The 20,331-nt window shown below is 61.8% G+C and carries 17 protein-coding genes and 1 tRNA gene; 17 read left to right on the top strand and 1 reads right to left on the bottom strand.

Translation table 11 applies throughout. From position 1 onward, the window contains the following. Positions 1–52: 52 nt before the first annotated feature. Positions 53–943, bottom strand: coding sequence for a LysR family transcriptional regulator (locus AAIS01_RS21630; RefSeq protein WP_343470607.1), 891 nt, complete (start codon positions 941–943; stop codon positions 53–55). 157 nt (positions 944–1,100) lie between these two features. Here AAIS01_RS21630 and leuC point away from each other — a divergent pair, with 157 nt between their 5' ends. The 17 genes from leuC to AAIS01_RS21545 all read left to right on the top strand — a co-directional run bounded on the left by leuC (position 1,101) and on the right by AAIS01_RS21545 (position 20,329). Then, a complete protein-coding gene (leuC, locus tag AAIS01_RS21625; protein ID WP_092456841.1) occupies positions 1,101–2,519 on the top strand; it encodes a 3-isopropylmalate dehydratase large subunit in 1,419 nt (472 codons plus the stop codon). An 11-nt stretch (positions 2,520–2,530) separates the two neighbouring features. Beyond that, positions 2,531–3,175: a 3-isopropylmalate dehydratase small subunit gene (gene leuD, locus AAIS01_RS21620; protein ID WP_092400399.1), complete on the top strand. Its 645-nt coding sequence runs from the start codon at positions 2,531–2,533 to the stop codon at positions 3,173–3,175. Positions 3,176–3,328: 153 nt separating this feature from the next. Continuing rightward, positions 3,329–4,093 carry a class I SAM-dependent methyltransferase gene (locus tag AAIS01_RS21615; RefSeq protein ID WP_343470606.1) on the top strand — a complete coding sequence of 255 codons (765 nt, stop codon included), beginning with the start codon at positions 3,329–3,331 and terminating at the stop codon, positions 4,091–4,093. 51 nt (positions 4,094–4,144) lie between these two features. Then, a complete protein-coding gene (leuB, locus tag AAIS01_RS21610) occupies positions 4,145–5,227 on the top strand; it encodes a 3-isopropylmalate dehydrogenase (protein WP_047229243.1) in 1,083 nt (360 codons plus the stop codon). 54 nt (positions 5,228–5,281) lie between these two features. Beyond that, positions 5,282–6,394, top strand: coding sequence for an aspartate-semialdehyde dehydrogenase (asd, locus tag AAIS01_RS21605; protein ID WP_047229242.1), 1,113 nt, complete (start codon positions 5,282–5,284; stop codon positions 6,392–6,394). Between the two features lie 250 nt (positions 6,395–6,644). Next, entirely contained in the window at positions 6,645–7,655 is a 1,011-nt protein-coding gene (locus AAIS01_RS21600; protein WP_343470605.1) for an aspartate-semialdehyde dehydrogenase, read from the top strand. 209 nt (positions 7,656–7,864) lie between these two features. Then, on the top strand, positions 7,865–10,417 hold the full coding sequence (locus tag AAIS01_RS21595; RefSeq protein WP_343470604.1) for a FimV/HubP family polar landmark protein: 2,553 nt from the start codon (positions 7,865–7,867) through the stop codon (positions 10,415–10,417). Positions 10,418–11,197: 780 nt separating this feature from the next. Continuing rightward, on the top strand, positions 11,198–12,022 hold the full coding sequence (gene truA / locus AAIS01_RS21590) for a tRNA pseudouridine(38-40) synthase TruA (RefSeq protein ID WP_343470666.1): 825 nt from the start codon (positions 11,198–11,200) through the stop codon (positions 12,020–12,022). A gap of 62 nt (positions 12,023–12,084) precedes the next feature. Continuing rightward, positions 12,085–12,708 (top strand): phosphoribosylanthranilate isomerase, encoded by a 624-nt coding sequence (locus AAIS01_RS21585; RefSeq protein ID WP_343470603.1) that lies wholly within the window; start codon positions 12,085–12,087, stop codon positions 12,706–12,708. Positions 12,709–12,973: 265 nt separating this feature from the next. Continuing rightward, positions 12,974–13,894 carry an acetyl-CoA carboxylase, carboxyltransferase subunit beta gene (accD, locus tag AAIS01_RS21580; RefSeq protein ID WP_047229238.1) on the top strand — a complete coding sequence of 307 codons (921 nt, stop codon included), beginning with the start codon at positions 12,974–12,976 and terminating at the stop codon, positions 13,892–13,894. After that, positions 13,891–15,198 carry a bifunctional tetrahydrofolate synthase/dihydrofolate synthase gene (gene folC / locus AAIS01_RS21575; RefSeq protein WP_343470602.1) on the top strand — a complete coding sequence of 436 codons (1,308 nt, stop codon included), beginning with the start codon at positions 13,891–13,893 and terminating at the stop codon, positions 15,196–15,198. The genes accD and folC overlap by 4 nt, the downstream gene beginning before the upstream one ends. Next, a complete protein-coding gene (locus AAIS01_RS21570) occupies positions 15,182–15,850 on the top strand; it encodes an SPOR domain-containing protein (protein WP_343470601.1) in 669 nt (222 codons plus the stop codon). Before folC ends, AAIS01_RS21570 begins: the two co-directional genes overlap by 17 nt. A 99-nt stretch (positions 15,851–15,949) precedes the next feature. Continuing rightward, positions 15,950–16,510, top strand: coding sequence for a CvpA family protein (locus tag AAIS01_RS21565; protein ID WP_039593931.1), 561 nt, complete (start codon positions 15,950–15,952; stop codon positions 16,508–16,510). A 41-nt stretch (positions 16,511–16,551) separates the two neighbouring features. Then, positions 16,552–18,057, top strand: coding sequence for an amidophosphoribosyltransferase (gene purF / locus AAIS01_RS21560; protein WP_214914437.1), 1,506 nt, complete (start codon positions 16,552–16,554; stop codon positions 18,055–18,057). Positions 18,058–18,113: 56 nt separating this feature from the next. Then, positions 18,114–19,325 carry an O-succinylhomoserine sulfhydrylase gene (locus tag AAIS01_RS21555; protein WP_343470599.1) on the top strand — a complete coding sequence of 404 codons (1,212 nt, stop codon included), beginning with the start codon at positions 18,114–18,116 and terminating at the stop codon, positions 19,323–19,325. Further along, a complete protein-coding gene (locus AAIS01_RS21550) occupies positions 19,322–20,095 on the top strand; it encodes an SDR family oxidoreductase (protein ID WP_188251360.1) in 774 nt (257 codons plus the stop codon). Before AAIS01_RS21555 ends, AAIS01_RS21550 begins: the two co-directional genes overlap by 4 nt. Positions 20,096–20,256: 161 nt before the next feature. Continuing rightward, positions 20,257–20,329, top strand: a tRNA-Val gene (locus tag AAIS01_RS21545). Positions 20,330–20,331: the final 2 nt, after the last annotated feature.

Raw genomic sequence — 20,331 nt, 5'->3', positions numbered from 1 at the left:
GCAATTTGGGGTGTTGGGCGCAGGCGTTTCGGCTCTATAGGAGTAGCACAACCTATGCCCTTGTCCCTGGCAGATCGATTTGTGCGTCCAGTAAGGACATGAAAGCCCGTGCAGCATTCGACAGCGTCCGTTCGGTGTGCAAGATATAGCCTAGCTGGCGACTGAGCTGTATGCCCGGCAAAGGAATGCGTGCCACTTGGTCATCGAGCATGGTGCGTGGCAGGACGCTCCAGGCCAGGCCGATGGAAACCATCATTTTTATGGTTTCCAGATAATTCGTGCTCATGGCGATGTTCGGCGTCAGGCCCTGGGCTTCGAACAAGCGTTGAACAATGTGGTGGGTAAAGGTATTGCCACCGGGAAAAACCGCCGGATGCAAGGCGATGTCTGACAGGCTGACCGGGCCGTTGTCCAGCAGCGCGTGTTCCGGCGCCACCACGAAATCCAGGGGGTCGTCCCACACTGGCGTGGCGCGCACCAGCGTGTGCGGCTCCGGGGCCAAGGTAATGACTGCCAGTTCCGCCCGACCGTGGAGAATTTCTTCGTAGGCCACTTCCGAATCCAGAAACTGAATATCCAGCGCCACCTGTGGGTAGCGTCGGGTGAACGCCCTCAATATCGGGGGCAGTCGATGCAGGCCGATATGGTGGCTGGTGGCGAGCGTCAGGCGTCCGGTCACTTCACCGGTCAGGTTGGTCAGGGCGCGGCGGGTGTCATCCAGCACGTTAAGAATCTGATAGGCCCGTGGCAGAAGGGCTCTACCGGCCTCGGTCAGGCCGACTTCTCGGCCGAGCCGATCGAACAGACGCACTTTGAGTTGTTGCTCCAGCCCGGCGATACGCTTGCTGATGGCCGGCTGGGTCAGGTGCAGGCGTTCGCCGGCGCCGGAGAAACTGCCGGTCTCGGCAATGGCAATAAAGGCGTTGAGGCTGGCAAGGTCCATGGTTGTCCTGGTCGAATTCCAAATGGTTATGCAAAGCATGAAAAATATGAATTTGAGTTATTTAATGTAGCCTCATAAGATCAGCCTCACAAGCCAAGGGGTTATTGATTTCACTCAGGACCCGGGGCATAGAAACAAGCTGATGAGGAACCGTCTGATGGCCGGCAAAACGCTCTACGACAAGCTCTGGGATTCGCATTTGGTCAAGCAGCGCGACGATGGTTCGGCGCTGATCTACATCGATCGACACATCATCCACGAGGTGACTTCGCCGCAAGCCTTCGAAGGCCTGCGTCTGGCTGGACGCAAGCCGTGGCGCATCGATGCCAACATCGCGACCCCGGACCACAACGTGCCGACCACGCCGGAGCGCAAGGGCGGCATCGAAGCGATTGCCGATCAGGTCTCGCGCTTGCAGGTTCAGACCCTCGACGATAACTGCGACGAATACGGCATCGTCGAATTCAAGATGAATGATGTGCGCCAGGGCATCGTCCACGTCATCGGCCCGGAGCAGGGCGCGACCTTGCCCGGCATGACCGTGGTCTGCGGCGACTCCCACACCTCCACCCATGGCGCATTTGGCGCTTTGGCCCACGGCATCGGCACCTCCGAGGTCGAGCACGTGCTCGCCACCCAGTGCCTGGTCGCCAAGAAAATGAAAAACATGCTGGTGCGCGTCGAGGGCCAGTTGCCGTTCGGCGTGACCGCCAAGGACATCGTCCTGGCCGTGATCGGCAAGATTGGTACTGCTGGCGGTAACGGCCATGCCATCGAGTTCGCCGGCAGCGCCATCCGCGATTTGTCCGTGGAAGGGCGCATGACCATCTGCAACATGTCCATCGAAGCCGGCGCTCGTGTCGGGCTGGTGGCCGCCGATGAAAAAACCGTGGAATACGTCAAGGGTCGTCCGTTCGCCCCCAAAGGCGCCGAATGGGACATGGCGGTCGAAGCCTGGAAAGACCTGGTCTCCGACGCCGACGCCAAGTTCGACACGGTGATAGAGCTCGACGCGACCCAGATCAAGCCGCAAGTCAGTTGGGGCACTTCCCCGGAAATGGTTCTGGCCGTGGACCAGAACGTGCCCGATCCTGCCAAAGAGATGGATCTGGTCAAGCGTGACTCCATCGTCCGTGCCTTGAAGTACATGGGCTTGAGCGCCAACCAGGCGATCACCGACATTCAGCTCGATCGCGTGTTCATCGGTTCCTGCACCAACTCGCGGATCGAAGACCTGCGCGCAGCGGCGGTGATCGCCAAGGGCCGCAAAGTCGCCTCGACCATCAAACAAGCCATCGTGGTGCCAGGCTCAGGCCTGGTGAAGGCCCAGGCCGAAGCGGAAGGGCTGGACAAGATTTTCCTCGAGGCCGGTTTCGAATGGCGTGAGCCTGGGTGCTCGATGTGCCTGGCGATGAACCCGGACCGTTTGGAGTCGGGCGAGCATTGCGCCTCCACCTCCAACCGTAACTTCGAAGGCCGTCAGGGCGCCGGTGGCCGCACGCATCTGGTCAGCCCAGCCATGGCCGCGGCGGCCGCCGTCAACGGCCGTTTTGTCGACGTCCGTGAACTGATCTGAAGGAGCGCAGCATGAAAGCTTTTACCCAGCACACTGGTCTTGTCGCGCCTTTGGATCGTGCCAACGTCGACACCGACCAGATCATCCCCAAGCAGTTTTTGAAGTCCATCAAGCGCACCGGCTTCGGCCCGAACCTGTTTGACGAGTGGCGTTACCTGGACGTGGGGCAGCCGTACCAGGACAACTCCAAGCGCCCGTTGAACAAGGATTTCGTGCTCAACGCCGAACGTTACCAAGGCGCCAGCGTGTTGCTGGCCCGCGAAAACTTCGGCTGTGGTTCGAGCCGCGAGCATGCGCCATGGGCGTTGGAAGAGTACGGTTTTCGCAGCATCATCGCGCCGAGCTACGCCGACATCTTCTTCAACAACAGCTTCAAGAACGGTTTGCTGCCGATCATCCTCAGCGATGCTGAAGTGGATGAGCTGTTCCAGCAGGTCGAAGCCAACCCCGGCTATCAACTGCAGATCGACCTGGCCGCCCAGACCGTGACCCGTCCGGATGGCAAGGTGTTGAATTTCGAGATCGATGCATTCCGCAAGCACTGCCTGCTCAACGGTCTGGACGACATCGGCCTGACCTTGCAGGACGGCGAGGCGATTGCCGCGTTCGAGGCCAAGCACCGTGCGAGTCAGCCTTGGTTGTTTCGCGATGCTTGATTGATCTGAAATTGATGTAGTCAGTGCTGGCCTCTTCGCGGGCAAGCCCGCTCCCCCAGGGTGTGTGAACACCACCAATCCAATGTGGGAGCGGGCTTGCTCGCGAAGGCGGCGGTACTCACAACGGCAAGCTACAACCCAAAAGGAAGTCCCATGACCACCACCGCCCACAGTGAGGTCGTACAAAAGCAATTCGGCGAACAGGCTTCGGCCTATCTGAGCAGTGCCGTGCACGCCCAGGGCACCGAGTTCGCGCTGCTGCAGGCTGAGCTGGCAGGGCGCGGCGATGCCCGTGTGCTGGACCTGGGCTGTGGCGCCGGTCACGTGAGTTTCCATGTGGCGCCACTGGCCGGTGAAGTGGTGGCCTATGACTTGTCCCAGCAAATGCTTGACGTCGTGGCCGCTGCCGCAGTGGATCGTGGCCTGAGTAACATCACCACGGTGTGCGGCGCTGCCGAACGCCTGCCGTTCGCTGACGCTGAGTTCGACTTCGTGTTCAGCCGCTATTCGGCGCATCATTGGAGCGACCTGGGCCTGGCGTTGCGGGAAGTGCGCCGGGTGCTCAAGCCGGGTGGAGTGGCGGCGTTCATTGATGTCCTGTCACCCGGCATACCGCTGCTGGACACGTACCTGCAAAGCGTTGAGGTGCTGCGTGACACCAGCCATGTTCGCGATTATTCGGCCGGCGAGTGGTTGCGCCAGGTCAGCGAGGCGGGGTTGCATACCCGCAGCACCACGCGCCAGCGTCTGCGTCTGGAGTACCAGTCGTGGGTGGAGCGCATGCGCACCCCCGAAGTGATGCGTGGGGCGATCCGTGAGCTGCAGCGATCGATGGGTGTCGAGGTGCGTGAATATTTTGAGATTGAGGCCGATGGTTCGTTCAGTACAGACGTACTGGTGCTGTGGGCCGAGCGATAGCACTTTTCCCGGCCCGTCCAAGCGCGGGCCGACAGAGCAAACGAGGAAAACATGAGCAAGCAGATTCTGATTCTCCCAGGCGACGGCATTGGCCCGGAAATCATGGCCGAAGCGGTCAAGGTCCTGGAGCTGGCGAACGACAAGTACGGCCTGGGCTTCGAACTCAGCCACGACGTGATCGGCGGCGCGGCCATCGACAAGCATGGCGTACCCCTGGCCGATGAAACCCTGGATCGCGCCCGTGCCGCCGATGCCGTACTGCTGGGCGCCGTGGGCGGTCCGAAATGGGACAAGATCGAACGCGACATCCGTCCAGAGCGCGGCCTGCTGAAGATCCGTGCGCAACTGGGCCTGTTCGGCAATCTGCGTCCGGCGATCCTCTACCCGCAACTGGCTGACGCTTCGAGCCTGAAGCCGGAAATCGTTTCGGGCCTGGACATCCTCATCGTTCGTGAACTGACCGGCGGTATCTACTTCGGCGCCCCGCGCGGCACCCGTGAGCTGGATAATGGCGAGCGTCAGGCCTACGACACCTTGCCGTACAGCGAGAGCGAAATCCGCCGTATCGCCCGGGTCGGTTTTGACATGGCGCGGGTGCGCGGCAAAAAGCTGTGCTCGGTGGACAAGGCGAACGTCCTGGCTTCCAGCCAACTGTGGCGCGAAGTGGTCGAGCAGGTGGCCAAGGATTACCCGGACATCGAACTGAGCCACATGTACGTCGATAACGCCGCCATGCAATTGGTGCGCGCGCCCAAGCAGTTCGACGTGATCGTCACCGACAACATGTTCGGCGACATCCTGTCCGATGAAGCATCGATGCTCACCGGCTCCATCGGCATGCTGCCGTCGGCCTCCCTGGATGCCAACAACAAAGGCATGTACGAGCCGTGCCACGGTTCGGCGCCGGACATTGCCGGGCAGGGCATTGCCAACCCGCTGGCAACCATTCTGTCGGTGTCGATGATGCTGCGCTACAGCTTCAGTCTCAATGACGCGGCTGATGCCATCGAGAAGGCGGTCAGTGTGGTATTGGATCAAGGTTTGCGCACGGGCGACATCTGGTCGACCGGTTGTACCAAAGTCGGTACGCAGCAAATGGGTGATGCAGTAGTCGCCGCGTTGCGTAATCTGTAATCTTTGCGGCCCACCGCTTCGACGGTGGCCCACTTTTGTATAGGTGTAGTTGCGATGAAACGTGTAGGTCTGATCGGTTGGCGCGGCATGGTCGGTTCCGTGCTCATGCAGCGAATGCTGGAAGAGCAGGATTTCGATCTCATTGAACCGGTGTTTTTCACCACTTCCAATGTCGGTGGCCAGGGCCCGTCCGTGGGCAAGGACACCGGTGCGCTCAAGGATGCCTACAGCATTGACGAGCTCAAGACCCTCGACGTGATCCTGACCTGTCAGGGTGGCGACTACACCAGCGAAGTCTTCCCGAAACTGCGTGAAGCCGGCTGGCAGGGTTACTGGATCGACGCCGCCTCCAGCCTGCGCATGCAGGACGACGCGGTGATCATCCTCGACCCGGTGAACCGCAAGGTCATCGACCAGCAACTGGACGCGGGCACCAAGAACTACATTGGCGGCAACTGCACCGTCAGCCTGATGCTGATGGGCCTGGGCGGTCTGTTCGAAGCCGGTCTGGTGGAGTGGATGAGCGCCATGACCTATCAGGCGGCCTCCGGGGCCGGCGCGCAGAACATGCGTGAGCTGATCAAGCAAATGGGCGCCACTCACGCCGCTGTCGCCGATGACCTGGCCAACCCGGCCAGCGCCATCCTGGACATCGACCGCAAGGTCGCCGAGGCGATGCGCAGTGATGCGTACCCGACCGAGAACTTCGGCGTGCCGCTGGCCGGCAGCCTGATCCCGTGGATCGACAAGGAATTGCCGAACGGCCAGAGCCGTGAAGAGTGGAAGGCCCAGGCCGAAACCAACAAGATCCTCGGTCGCTTCAAGAGTCCGATCCCGGTGGACGGCATCTGCGTGCGTATCGGCGCCATGCGCTGCCACAGCCAGGCGCTGACCATCAAGTTGAACAAGGACGTGCCGATCGCCGACATCGAAGGGCTGATCAGCCAGCACAACCCTTGGGTCAAGCTGGTGCCGAACAACCGCGAGATCAGCATGCAGGAGCTGAGCCCGACCAAGGTCACCGGCACCTTGAACGTACCGGTGGGTCGTCTGCGCAAGTTGAACATGGGCTCGCAATTCGTCGGTGCCTTCACCGTCGGCGACCAGCTGCTGTGGGGCGCGGCCGAGCCGTTGCGTCGCATGCTGCGGATTCTGCTCGAACGTTGATCGGTCACTGCTGTGAAAGAACCCGTGCCTTGTGAGAGGTGCGGGTTTTTTTATGGAAACGGTGTCGTCCGTGACATCGCCATCGCGAGCAGGCTCGCTCCCACAGTGGATTTTCAGTGGCCGCAAAGCCTGTGGGAGCGAGCCTGCTCGCGATGGGGTCAGTACAACCACTGCAAATCTCCCTGCCAATTGCCTGCATACCCCCCACCCGGTAAAGTGCCGCTCCCCACGTTTTACCTGAGGTAGACCCATGAGCCAGTCCTTTGATATTGCCGTGATCGGCGCCACCGGTACTGTCGGCGAAACCCTTGTCCAGATTCTCGAAGAGCGTGATTTCCCGATCGGTAACCTGCACCTGCTGGCCAGCAGCGAGTCGGCGGGAAGCTCGGTGATGTTTCGCGGCAAAAATGTGCGGGTGCGCGAAGTCGACGAATTTGATTTCGGCAAAGTCCAATTGGTGTTTTTTGCCGCCGGCCCAGCGGTGACCCTGAGCTTCGCCCCGCGTGCCACGGCGGCTGGTTGCGCGCTGATTGATCTGTCCGGCGCCCTGGCGCCTGAGCAGGCGCCGCAGATCGTGCCGGAAGCCAACGCCGGGTTGCTGTCGGGTCTGAGCAAGCCGTTTCAAGTCAGCAGCCCCAGTGCGTCGGCGACCGCGTTGGCCGTGGTGCTGGCGCCGCTGCGCCAATGCCTGGAGTTGCAGCGCATCAGCCTGACCGCCAGCCTTGCTGTGTCCGCTCAGGGGCGCGCCGCCGTCAGTGAACTGGCCCGCCAGACCGCCGAGTTGCTCAATGCACGTCCCCTTGAGCCGAAATTTTTCGACCGGCAGATGGCGTTCAACCTGCTGGCTCAGGTCGGCGCCCCGGACGAGCAGGGGCATACGCTGTTGGAAAAGCGTCTGGTGCGCGAATTGCGCCAGGTGCTGAATCAGCCTTTATTAAAGATTTCCGTCACTTGCATTCAAGCCCCGGTGTTTTTTGGCGATAGCTTTAGCGTGACTGTGCAGGCAGCCAGCCCCGTCGACCTGGCGAAAGTCAACGCAGCCCTGGAGGCGGCCCCTGGCATTGAGCTGGTGGAGGCGGGTGATTACCCGACCCCGGTAGGCGATGCGGTAGGGCAGGATGTAGTCTACGTTGGACGTGTGCGCGGGGGGATCGATGACCCGGCGGAACTAAATATGTGGCTGACGTCAGATAACGTACGCAAGGGCGCGGCGCTCAATGCTGTGCAAGTGGCTGAGTTGTTGATAAAAGACCTGCTGTAAAAGATACTTGGCAACAATTTGTCGAATGATTCTAGCTGGGCGCTATGCTTGGCCAGAGTGCTGAAGGCGAACCTCCCTCTCGGGGTTTTCCCCGGGCATGAGTGAAACGATCGCGCGCGCCGTCGCTTCGGGGTGGCGCGCAATGCCTTACGGCAGCGGCATCAACACCTTCTCGCTGGCCGAGGAATGTTCAAACAAAGGAAGAGGCTATGGTTCAAGTTCGCAAACTGGTGTTAGCAATAGCGGCCGCCTCGGCGCTGTCCTCCGGTATGGCGCAAGCGCTCGGGCTCGGGGAATTGACCCTGAAGTCGCCGCCGAACCAGCCTCTGGTCGCCGAGATCGAGCTGCTCGACGTCCAGCAATTGACGGCCGCCGAAGTCGTGCCGAGCCTGGCTTCGCCGGAGGAGTTTGCCAAGGCCGGGATCGACCGCCAGGCCTTTCTCAATGACCTGACCTTCACCCCGGTGATCAATGCCAATGGCAAGAGCGTCCTGCGGGTGACGTCCAGTCAGCCGCTGTCGGAGCCAATGGTCAAGTTCCTGGTGCAGGTGATGTGGCCCAATGGCCGCCTGCTGCGCGACTACAGCGTGTTGATCGACCCTTCCAAATTCTCCCCCCAGGCGGCTGACGCCGCCCGGACGAAGCCGTCCCAGGTCGTCTCCACGCCGGTGACGGGCGCCACCAAGGCCTCCCAATACACCACCACGCCGCGCGATACCCTTTGGGAAATTGCCGCCAAGGCACGCAACGGCGGGTCGATCCAACAAACCATGCTGGCGATTCAGGCGTTGAACCCGGACGCATTCATCAACGGCAACATCAACCTGCTCAAGACCGGCCAGGTACTGCGGCTGCCGGACCCGGTGCAAAGCACCGCGTTGCCGCAACCCCAGGCCATTGCTGAAGTGGCTGCGCAGAATGCCGCCTGGCGCCAGGGGCGGCGGGGCGTTGCGCGTTCCGGCCAGCAGCAGTTGGACGGGACCAAGCGAGGTGGCAGCGAAGCCGCACCGGCCCAGACGGCCGGTCGCGATAACCTGAGTCTGGTCTCCGCCGAGGCCGCGAAGGCGGGCGCCAAAGGCGCCGCCGGCGATGCCCAGGCCTTGAGCAACAAGCTTGCGGTCACCCAGGAAAGTCTCGACTCGGCTCGCCGCGACAATGAAGAACTCAAAAGCCGCATGGCGGATCTGCAAAGCCAACTGGACAAGCTGCAACGCCTGATCGAGCTGAAGAACAATCAGTTGGCCAAAATGCAGGCCGAAGGTGTTGCTGTACCGCCGGCCGACGAGTCGGCCCCGGCGATGTCGGCAGAATTGACGCCGGACCCAGCGGCGCAAGCCCCCGCGCCTGAAGCGACGCCGCCCGCGACTCCCGTGGAGCCAGCCCCGGCCGCGTCCAACGAACAAAAGTACAACGATCTGCTGACCAACCCGATCCTGTTGGGCCTGGTCGGCGGTGGCGCATTGATCCTGCTGTTGTTGCTGTTGTTGCTGGCCCGTCGCCGCAAGGCACAACAGGAAGCCGAGAAGCACTTGCGCATGGCCCGAGCCCTTGAGGAGGAGGCCGACTTCTCCCCGGAGCTCGATCTGCCCCCGAGCAGCTTCGAGGGCATTGAAGTTCCGCCACCCAGCGTAAAACTCGAACCACAACCCGCTCCTGCGCCAGCGCCAAAGCCGGCCCCGGTGATTGCGCCCGTGATTGTCACGCCACCGATCGCGGCGCCGTTGGTGGCTCCGGCTGCCGAGCGTTCCGACGATGTGCTGGGTCAGGCCCAGTCCCACATCGATCGTGGTCGTTTGAATCAGGCTGCCGATCTGCTTGAGCAGGGCATCAAGGCCGAGCCTCAGCGCAGTGACCTGCGCCTGAAGTTGATGGAAGTCTACGGTCAGCAGGGCGACCGCGACGCCTTTGTTGCGCAAGAACGTCAACTGGTGGCCAACGGCGAAAACTATGCCCAGGTCGAACAACTCAAAAGCCGTTTCCCGGCCATGGTGGTCGCCACCAGTACGGGGCTGGCCGCAGCGGCAGTCGCTGCCGAGCTGGACGCCCAGTACGTCAAGGATCTGCTGGAAGACAAGCCGGCGACCGATGAGGAGCTCGACAGCGCCTTTGACCTGAGCCTTGAGGATCTGGAAGCCGCACCGGCAACGCCTGAGCCAGAGCCTGTCGCCGAGCTGGATGCATTTCCGTCCGATGATGACCTGGACTTCGAATCGTTGCTCAAGCAGCAGACCGAGGCCAATGAAAGCCTGGATGACCTGTCAGAGTTCGATCTTGACCTGGGCGCCGACGCCCCGGCGCCGGCCCTGGCCGACGAAGACTTCCTGCTGGATCTGGATGACGACCTCAAGGGCCTGGATGAGCCTGCCGCCCAAACCCCTGCCGTGGCCGACACACCGTCCGACGACCTCGAGTTGCCGGAAGATTTCGACCTGTCCCTGGCCGATGAAATGGATGTGCAAGACAAGCCCAAGGACGCCTTCGAGTCCGAACTGGACGATGTCAATGCCGAGCTTGAGCGCCTGTCCGACAGCCTGGCTCAGCCCACGTTCACGGCTGAAGACGCGTTGGCCAGTGCCGACGATGAGCCGGATTTCGACTTCCTCAGCGGCACCGACGAAGTGGCGACCAAGCTCGATCTGGCCCAGGCCTACATCGACATGGGTGACAACGACGGCGCCCGGGATATCCTCGGCGAAGTCCTCAGCGAAGGCGATGCCACGCAGAAGAGCGAGGCGCAGGAAATGTTATCGCGCCTGGCCTGAGGTCATCGGGTAAACCAAAGCGGCAGCCAGTAAGGCTGCCGTTTTTGTTTGGGACAGGGGAGGTAATGGTGTTGGGGCTGGCGCCATCGCGAGCAGGCTCGCTCCCACAAGGGATTGGGCGGCAGCGCAGGCCCCATGAACCCCCGAGACCCCCTGTGGGAGCCGAGCTTGCTCGCGATGACGGCGGCATATTCAACATCTTCGCAAGCTGACCCACCGCTATCGCGAGCAAGCTCAGCCGGCGGCATATTCAACATCTTCGCAAGCTGACCCACCGCTATTATCGCGAGCAAGCTCAGCTCCCACAGGGATTTGTGCTTGGACACAGGATTTGTGAATACCCGAAAACCTCTGTGGAAGCGAGCCTGCTCGCGATGACGGCGGCATATCCAACATCTTCGCAAGCTGACCCAGCGCTATCGCGAGCAAGCTCAGCTCCCACAGGGATTTGTGCTTGGACACAGGATTTGTGAATACCCGAAAACCTCTGTGGAAGCCGAGCTTGCTCGCGATGACGGCGGCATATTCAACATCTTCGCAAGCTGACCCACCGCTATCGCGAGCAAGCTCAGCTCCCACAGGGATTTGTGCTAGGACACAGGATTTGTGAACACCCGAAAACCTCTGTGGGAGCCGAGCTTGCTCGCGATGGCACCAGTGCATTCAACACATGACGACCGGTTGGACTGGCATCCCCTCCCGTGCGCCTTATAATGCCCGCCTTTGCGTACCTCAGCAGGCTGTAATTCCTTGGCAAACATAGATAACCCGGCCGCCGAAATGGCGGCTGACGGCTTTTTCCGGATCGCCCTGGGCGTTGAATACAAAGGCTCGCGCTATCGCGGCTGGCAACGCCAGGCCTCCGGTGTGGCGACGGTGCAGGAAACCCTCGAAAACGCGCTGTCCAAAGTCGCCGATTCGCCCGTGTCGCTGCATTGCGCCGGCCGAACTGATGCCGGCGTACACGCCTGCGGCCAGGTGGTGCATTTCGACACCCAGGTCGAGCGCTCGATGAAGGCCTGGGTCATGGGGGCCAATATCAACTTGCCTCACGACGTCAGTGTCAGTTGGGCCAAGGCAATGCCGGCGCACTTCCATGCACGCTTCAAGGCCATCGCCCGGCGTTATCGCTATGTGATCTACAACGACCAGATCCGTCCCGCGCATCTGAACGAAGAAATCACCTGGAACCACCGTCCGCTTGACGTCGAGCGCATGGCTGAAGCCGCGCAGTACCTGGTCGGCGTGCATGATTTCAGTGCCTTTCGCGCCGGCCAGTGCCAGGCCAAGTCACCGATCAAGGAGCTGCATCACCTGCGGGTGACCCGCCACGGCAAAATGATCGTGCTCGACATCCGTGCCAGCGCCTTCCTGCATCACATGGTGCGCAACATTGCGGGCGTGCTGATGACCATCGGTGCCGGTGAGCGGCCGGTGGACTGGATCAAGGAAGTGCTCGAAAGCCGCATCCGCCGCTCCGGAGGTGTGACGGCGCACCCGTTTGGCTTGTACCTGGTGCAGGTCGAGTATCACGATGAATTCGAGTTGCCGCAGCGTTACATCGGGCCACATTTCCTCACGGGCTTCTCGGAACTCGACGGCTGACGCCCTGCACAGCATTTGCTACCATCCGGGACTTTCACGGATTTGCCTGAGGTTTTGACGACATGCCGGCCGTTCGCAGCAAGATTTGCGGGATCACCCGCGTCGAGGACGCGCTGGCGGCGGTGGAGGCCGGGGCCGATGCCATTGGGCTGGTGTTTTATGCCAAGAGTCCGCGCGCGGTCACGGTGCAGCAGGCGAGGGCGATCATCCGGGCCTTGCCGCCGTTCGTGACCCCCGTTGGCCTGTTCGTCAACGCCAGTCGTTGCGAGCTGGGCGAGATACTCGACGCGGTGCCATTGGCCCTGTTGCAGTTCCACGGGGACGAGGCGCCGGCCGATTGCGAGGGCTGGCATCGTCCGTACATCAAGGCGTTGCGGGTCAAGGCCGGTGATGACATCGCGGCCAGTTGCGATGCCTTTGCCGGTGCCAGTGGCATACTGCTGGACACTTATGTGGAAGGCGTTCCCGGTGGGACCGGTGAAGCATTCGATTGGTCGCTGGTGCCCCAGGGCCTGAGCAAACCGATTATCCTCGCCGGTGGGCTGACGGCGCAAAACGTGGCCGAAGCCATCCATCAGGTTCGCCCTTACGCGGTAGATGTCAGCGGTGGGGTAGAGCAAAGCAAGGGCATCAAGGATCCGGCCAGGATTCGTGCGTTCATGGCCGCTGTACGCAGCACTCAGTAGTCAATGTGACGGCTGGCAGACTGCCGCCGTCCATACCAGCACTGTACAAAGCAGGCAGGCGCCGCCTCCGGGTGGGCCGATAGCGTAGTGGTCACCGCCGTATCGCGGTGGCCGGGATGGCTGAGGAAGTTGGGCCGCACGCAGGTCATGTTTCGCGCTGATCGTGGTGGTCCCTCGAACCTCGCCGCACAATGAATTTAGCTCAAGGGCATACGCGGGACCGCGAACCAGAGCGTTCGGGTCACCGGTACTGGAGAAAGAAAGCATGAGCAACTGGTTGGTAGACAAACTGATCCCTTCGATCATGCGTTCCGAGGTGAAGAAAAGCTCGGTGCCTGAAGGTTTGTGGCACAAATGTCCATCCTGCGAAGCGGTGCTGTACCGTCCTGAGCTGGAAAAGACCTTGGACGTTTGCCCCAAGTGCAACCACCACATGCGCATCGGCGCGCGTGCCCGTATCGACATCTTCCTGGACGCCGAAGGCCGTGTTGAGCTGGGCGCCGACCTGGAACCGGTGGACCGCCTGAAATTTCGCGACGGCAAGAAGTACAAGGATCGCCTGACCGCGGCCCAGAAGCAGACCGGCGAAAAAGACGCGCTGGTGTCCATGAGCGGCACCCTGCTGGGCATGCCAGTGGTGGTTTCGGCGTTCGAATTCTCCTTCATGGGCGGTTCCATGGGAGCCATCGTCGGTGAGCGCTTCGTGCGTGCCGCCAACCATGCCCTGGAAAACCGTTGCCCGATGATCTGCTTTGCCGCTTCCGGCGGTGCACGTATGCAGGAAGCCCTGATCTCCCTGATGCAAATGGCCAAGACCTCCGCGGTGCTGGCGCGTCTGCGTGAAGAAGGCATTCCGTTCATCTCGGTGCTGACCGATCCGGTCTACGGCGGTGTTTCCGCCAGTCTGGCGATGCTGGGCGATGTCATCGTTGGCGAGCCGAAGGCGCTGATCGGTTTTGCCGGCCCGCGCGTTATCGAGCAGACCGTGCGCGAAAAACTGCCAGAAGGTTTCCAGCGCAGTGAGTTCCTGCTGGAGCACGGCGCCATCGACATGATCATCCATCGCCAGGAATTGCGTCCGCGTCTGGGCAACCTGCTGGCGCAGCTGATGGGCCTGCCGACGCCGAAATTCGTCGCCGCCCCCATCGAGCCGATCGTGGTTCCGCCGGTGCCAGCGAACATATGACCCAACGTACCCTGGGCGATTGGCTTGCCTACCTTGAGCAGTTGCATCCGTCAGCCATCGACATGGGGCTGGAGCGCTCGCAAGCGGTAATGTCCCGCATGGGACTGGCCAAGCCGGCGCCCCGGGTCATCACTGTTACCGGCACCAATGGCAAGGGTTCTACCTGCGCCTTTGTGGCCTCGTTGCTGCGGGCCCAGGGGCTGTGCGTCGGTGTCTACAGTTCGCCGCACCTGTTGCGTTACAACGAGCGGGTGCAGGTCAACGGCGTTGAAGCCTCCGACAGTGAGCTATGCGAAGCCTTCGCGGCGGTGGAAGCCGGGCGGGGCGAGATTTCCCTGACTTATTTCGAGATGGGCACGCTGGCAGCGTTCTGGCTGTTCGCGCGTGCCGGTCTTGATGCCGTGGTGCTTGAAGTCGGCCTGGGTGGCCGGCTCGATGCTGTCAATCTGGTGGATGCGGACGTTGCGCTGGTCACCAGCATTGGTGTGGACCATGCCGATTATCTGGGTGACACCCGCGAGTCCGTCGCCTTCGAGAAGGCCGGTATCTTCCGCCCGGGCGCGCCTGCGCTCTGTGGTGACCTCAATCCCCCTCAGCCGTTGCTGGACAAGGTTCGTGAGTTGGGCTGCCCGTTCTTTTTGCGCGGGCGCGATTTCGACTTGGCAATGACTGAGCAGCATTGGCAATGGCGGGGCAGTGATGCCCAGGGCAATCCGGTGGAGTTGCGCGATTTGCCGCTGCTGGAGCTGCCGATGGAAAACGCCGCGTTGGCGCTCCAGACCTACCTGTTGCTGGATCTGCCCTGGCATGCCGGACAAATTATCGACGCGTTGCAAGCGACCCGCGTCGTGGGTCGTCTCGATCGCCGTCAGTTCGATTGGCACGGCAAGGGCCTGAATCTGCTGCTTGATGTTGGCCACAACCCCCATGCGGCGCAGTACCTGGCCGAGCGTCTGGCGCGGCGGCCGTTGGCCGGGCGCCGTCTGGCGGTGTTCGGGCTGCTCTGTGACAAGGATCTGGATGGCGTTGTCGATGCGTTGGGTGCTAGTGTCCAGCATTGGGCGGTAGCGCCGCTGGATTCACCGCGTTCGCGTCCGGCGGCCGAGCTACAGCAAGCCTTGCGGCAGCGTGGGGCTTGCGTGGAAACTTATGACAGCGTGGCCGCGGCGCTGGAAGGGCAGTGCGCCCTGGCGACGGTCGACGATGAGATCCTGCTGTTCGGATCATTTTTTTGTGTTGCCGAGGCCCTTCAATGGCTGGCCCGGCGCTCCACGGAGGAAGCTGCAGATGGCATTGCTGGATAAGGCGTACAAGCAGCGCATGGTGGGGGCCCTGGTATTGGTGGCCTTGGCGGTGATTTTCCTGCCGATGCTGTTTTCTCGTCAGGATGAGCAGCGCCAGGTTACGGTCGACGCTCCGGCTGCCCCTCAGGCGCCGTCTATTGCGCCCGTGCAGGTCGAACCGGTGGTGGTGCCTGAACCTGAAGCGCTACCCCAGGAACCCGTTCCGAGCGACGAGGAGCTGGCCGAGCAACCTGCGCCTTCCCTGCCGATCGAACCTGCGCCGGCGGCGCCCGTCACGCCAGCACCGGCTCCGAGCAAGCCGGCAGTCGCTCCAGCCCCGGCAGCACCGGTGGCCAAGCCGGCGCCGACCCAGCCGATTACCGCAGCCCCGGCCAAGCCGGACACGACGCAAAGCCGCGTGGACGCCAACGGTCTGTCGGTCAGTTGGTCCGTTCAATTGGCCAGCCTGAGCAATCGTGAGAGTGCTGAAAAACTGCAGAAAACCCTGCGCAGCCAGGGCTACAACGCTTATATCCGCACCGCCGATGGCAAGAATCGCGTATTTGTGGGGCCGCTGATCGAGCGTGCCGAGGCTGACCGGCTGCGGGACTTGCTCAGTCGCCAGCAGAACCTCAAGGGCTTTGTCGTGCGTTTTCAGCCTGAGCGCGGCTAACAGCGGTTTGCCTGATTTGAATCACACTGACAATCGCAGCTTACCGACAGCTCTGGCCTCTGCTAAAATGCGCCGCCTTATCCGTCTGTAGGCTGCACCGTGCCATTTACCTGGGTTGACTGGGCGATCGTTGCAATCGTCGCCATCTCCGCATTGATCAGTCTGAGCCGCGGCTTCGTCAAGGAAGCCCTCTCGCTGCTGACCTGGATCATCGCGGGGGTCGTAGCCTGGATGTTTGGTGGTTCGTTGTCCCAGTACCTCGCCGGATACATCGAAACTCCGTCGGCCCGCGTGATCGCGGGCTGTGCCATCTTGTTTATCGCCACCTTGCTGGTCGGCGCAATGATCAACTATCTGATCGGCGAACTGATTCGCGTCACCGGGCTTTCCGGGACAGACCGGTTCCTGGGCATGGCCTTCGGCGCGGCGCGTGGCGCGTTGCTGGTGGTCGTGGCCGTCGGGCTATTGAGCCTGGGGCCGGTACAGCAGGATACGTGGTGGCAGGAGTCCCGGCTCGTGCCACAATTTCTATTGGTTGCAGACTGGTCCAAGAACCTCATCCTGGGTTGGAGCAGTCAGTGGCTTGCCAGCGGTATCAGCGTACCCGCTGAAATACCGTTCAAGGAACAACTCTTGCCGATGGCCAAAACGCCGCAGTGAGTGTTGTTCAGTCCAGATCCATTAAGTAGGGGTTGTGTCGCATGTGTGGCATCGTCGGTATCGTCGGTAAGTCGAACGTCAATCAGGCGCTGTATGACGCGCTAACCGTGCTCCAGCACCGCGGCCAGGACGCTGCCGGTATCGTGACCAGCCATGACGGCCGGTTATTCCTGCGCAAGGACAACGGGCTGGTGCGTGACGTGTTCCACCAGCGTCACATGCAGCGCCTGGTCGGCCACATGGGCATTGGCCATGTGCGCTACCCGACAGCGGGCAGCTCGACGTCGGCCGAAGCCCAGCCGTTCTACGTCAACTCGCCGTATGGCATCACGTTGGCGCACAACGGCAACCTGACCAACGTCGAGCAGTTGGCCAAGGAGATCTACGAATCGGACCTGCGCCACGTCAATACCAACTCCGACTCGGAAGTGATGCTCAACGTCTTCGCCCATGAGCTGGCCCAGCGCGGCAAGCTGCAGCCGACCGAAGAAGACGTGTTCGCCGCCGTGACTGACGTGCATAACCGCTGCGTCGGCGGCTACTCGGTCGTGGCGATGATCACCGGCTACGGCATCGTCGGTTTCCGCGATCCCCATGGCATCCGCCCCATCGTGTTCGGCCAGCGTCACACCGACGAAGGCGTTGAGTACATGATTGCCTCCGAAAGCGTGTCCCTGGACGTGCTGGGTTTCACCCTGATTCGCGACCTGGCCCCGGGCGAAGCGGTCTACATCACCGAAGACGGCAAGTTGTTCACCCGTCAGTGCGCGACCAACCCGAGCCTGACCCCGTGCATCTTCGAGCACGTTTACCTGGCGCGCCCGGACTCGATCATCGACGGCATCTCGGTCTATAAGGCTCGCCTGCGCATGGGTGAGAAACTCGCCGACAAGATCTTGCGCGAGCGGCCTGAGCACGACATCGACGTGGTCATCCCGATTCCGGACACCAGCCGCACCGCGGCCCTGGAGCTGGCGAATCACCTGGGCGTCAAGTTCCGCGAAGGCTTTGTGAAGAACCGTTACATCGGCCGTACTTTCATCATGCCCGGCCAGGCCGCGCGGAAAAAATCCGTACGTCAGAAGCTCAACGCCATCGAGCTGGAGTTTCGCGGCAAGAACGTGATGCTGGTGGACGACTCCATCGTGCGCGGAACCACCTGCAAGCAGATCATCCAGATGGCCCGTGAAGCCGGTGCCAAGAACGTGTACTTCTGCTCGGCGGCACCAGCCGTGCGTTATCCGAACGTCTACGGCATCGACATGCCGAGTGCTCACGAGCTGATCGCCCACAATCGCACTACCCAGGAAGTGGCCGACCTGATCGGTGCCGACTGGCTGATCTACCAGGATCTGCCGGACCTGATCGAAGCGGTGGGTGGTGGCAAGATCAAGATCGAGCAGTTCGACTGCGCGGTGTTTGACGGCAAGTACGTCACCGGTGACGTCGATGAGGCCTACCTGAACAAGATCGAGAACGCTCGTAACGATGCGTCCAAGGCCAAGACCCAGGCGGTCAGCGCGATCATCGATCTGTACAACAACTGAGTGACCAACCGGCCCTGAGGGGCCGGTTTGCGTTTAATGACTACAGGAGCGACAGCATGAGTCAGGATTGGGATGCCGGTCGGCTGGACAGCGACCTTGAGGGTGTAGCGTTCGATACCCTGGCGGTTCGCGCCGGTCAGCACCGCACGCCGGAAGCCGAGCACGGTGATCCGATGTTCTTCACGTCCAGCTATGTGTTCCGCACCGCTGCCGATGCGGCGGCACGGTTTGCCGGCGAAGTACCGGGTAACGTCTACTCGCGCTACACCAACCCCACCGTGCGGGCTTTCGAGGAGCGCATCGCCGCCCTGGAAGGTGCCGAGCAGGCCGTGGCCACCGCCACTGGCATGGCGGCGATTATGGCCGTGGTCATGAGCTTTTGCAGCGCTGGCGACCACGTGCTGGTGTCGCGCAGCGTCTTCGGTTCGACCATCAGCCTGTTCGAAAAGTACTTCAAGCGCTTTGGCGTGGAAGTCGATTATGTGCCTCTGGCGGAGTTGTCCGGGTGGGATGCCGCGATCAAGGCCAATACCAAGCTGCTGTTCGTCGAATCGCCGTCCAATCCCCTGGCTGAGTTGGTGGATATCGCCGCACTGGCGGAAATCGCCCATGCCAAGGGTGCCATGCTGGTGGTCGATAACTGCTTCTGCACCCCGGCGCTGCAACAGCCGCTGAAGCTGGGTGCCGACGTGGTGGTGCATTCGGCAACCAAGTTCATCGACGGCCAGGGCCGTTGCATGGGCGGCGTCGTGGCCGGTCGTGGTGAACAGATGAAAGAAGTGGTGGGCTTCTTGCGCACCGCGGGGCCAACCCTGAGTCCGTTCAACGCCTGGATCTTCCTCAAAGGCCTGGAAACCCTGGGCCTGCGCATGAAAGCCCATTGCGCCAATGCCCAGGCCCTGGCCGAGTGGCTGGAGCAGCAGGACGGCATCGAGAAAGTGCATTACGCCGGCCTCAAAAGCCATCCGCAACATGACCTGGCCACGCGTCAGCAGCGCGGTTACGGTGCAGTGGTGAGCTTTGAGGTCAAAGGGGGCAAGGAGGGCGCCTGGCGCTTCATCGACGCCACCCGGTTGATTTCCATCACCGCCAACCTGGGTGACAGCAAAACCACCATCACTCACCCGAGCACCACCTCCCACGGTCGCCTTTCGCCGCAGGAGCGTGAAGCTGCGGGCATTCGTGACAGTCTGATCCGGGTCGCGGTCGGCCTGGAGGACGTGGCTGACCTGCAAGCCGATCTGGCCCGTGGGTTGGCGGCCTTGTGATTGAGCTGGCAACGCCGCGCGGCGGCACCCATGGCCGCGTAGCGCTGGTGACAGGCGCTGCGCGGGGCATCGGCCTGGGGATTGCCACCTGGCTGATCTGCGAAGGCTGGCAGGTGGTGCTGACTGACCTGGATCGTGAGCGCGGCTCCAAGGTCGCCAAGACGTTGGGAGAGAACGCCTGGTTCATCACCATGGACGTGGCGGACGAGACCCAAGTCGCCACGGGGATCGCCGAGGTGTTGGGCCAGTTTGGGCGGCTCGACGCGCTGGTGTGCAACGCGGCCATCGCCGATCCCCACAATATCACCCTGGAAAGCCTGGATCTGGCCTATTGGAATCGGGTCCTGGCGGTGAACCTGGGTGGTCCCATGCTGCTGGCCAAGCATTGTGCGCCTTACCTGCGCGCCCACAATGGCGCCATCGTCAACCTGGCCTCGACCCGTGCCGCACAATCAGAACCCGACACCGAAGCCTATGCGGCGAGCAAGGGCGGCTTGCTCGCCCTGACCCACGCCTTGGCGATCAGTCTTGGCCCGGAAATCCGGGTCAACGCTGTCAGCCCCGGCTGGATCGACGCACGGGACCCGTCCCAGCGTCGTGCACAGCCGCTCACCGATGCCGACCATGCCCAGCATCCGGCGGGCAGGGTTGGCACGGTGGAGGATGTAGCGGCCATGGTGGCGTGGCTGTTGTCACGCAACGCCGGTTTTGTCACGGGCCAAGAGTTTGTGGTGGACGGCGGCATGACCAAGAAAATGATTTATGAGTGAGGAACAGCTGCAAGGGGCGAGCGACAAGCTTTAAGCGATTATGCGGAGTTGACGCTTTTAACTTGCAGCTTGCCGCTCAAAGCTGTTTTTGAAAAAAACTCAACCCTGCTATTGACTTAGCTTCGGTACCTGCGTAAATTTCGCGGCCTCAACGAAGCAAAGGGTGATTAGCTCAGCTGGGAGAGCGTCTGCCTTACAAGCAGAATGTCGGCGGTTCGATCCCGTCATCACCCACC

Source organism: Pseudomonas halotolerans, assembly GCF_039581215.1.
Classification (GTDB): domain Bacteria; phylum Pseudomonadota; class Gammaproteobacteria; order Pseudomonadales; family Pseudomonadaceae; genus Aquipseudomonas; species Aquipseudomonas tehranensis.
The sequence above is the reverse complement of the archived record's forward strand: the minus strand, read 5'-3'. Positions and strand labels throughout refer to the sequence as shown.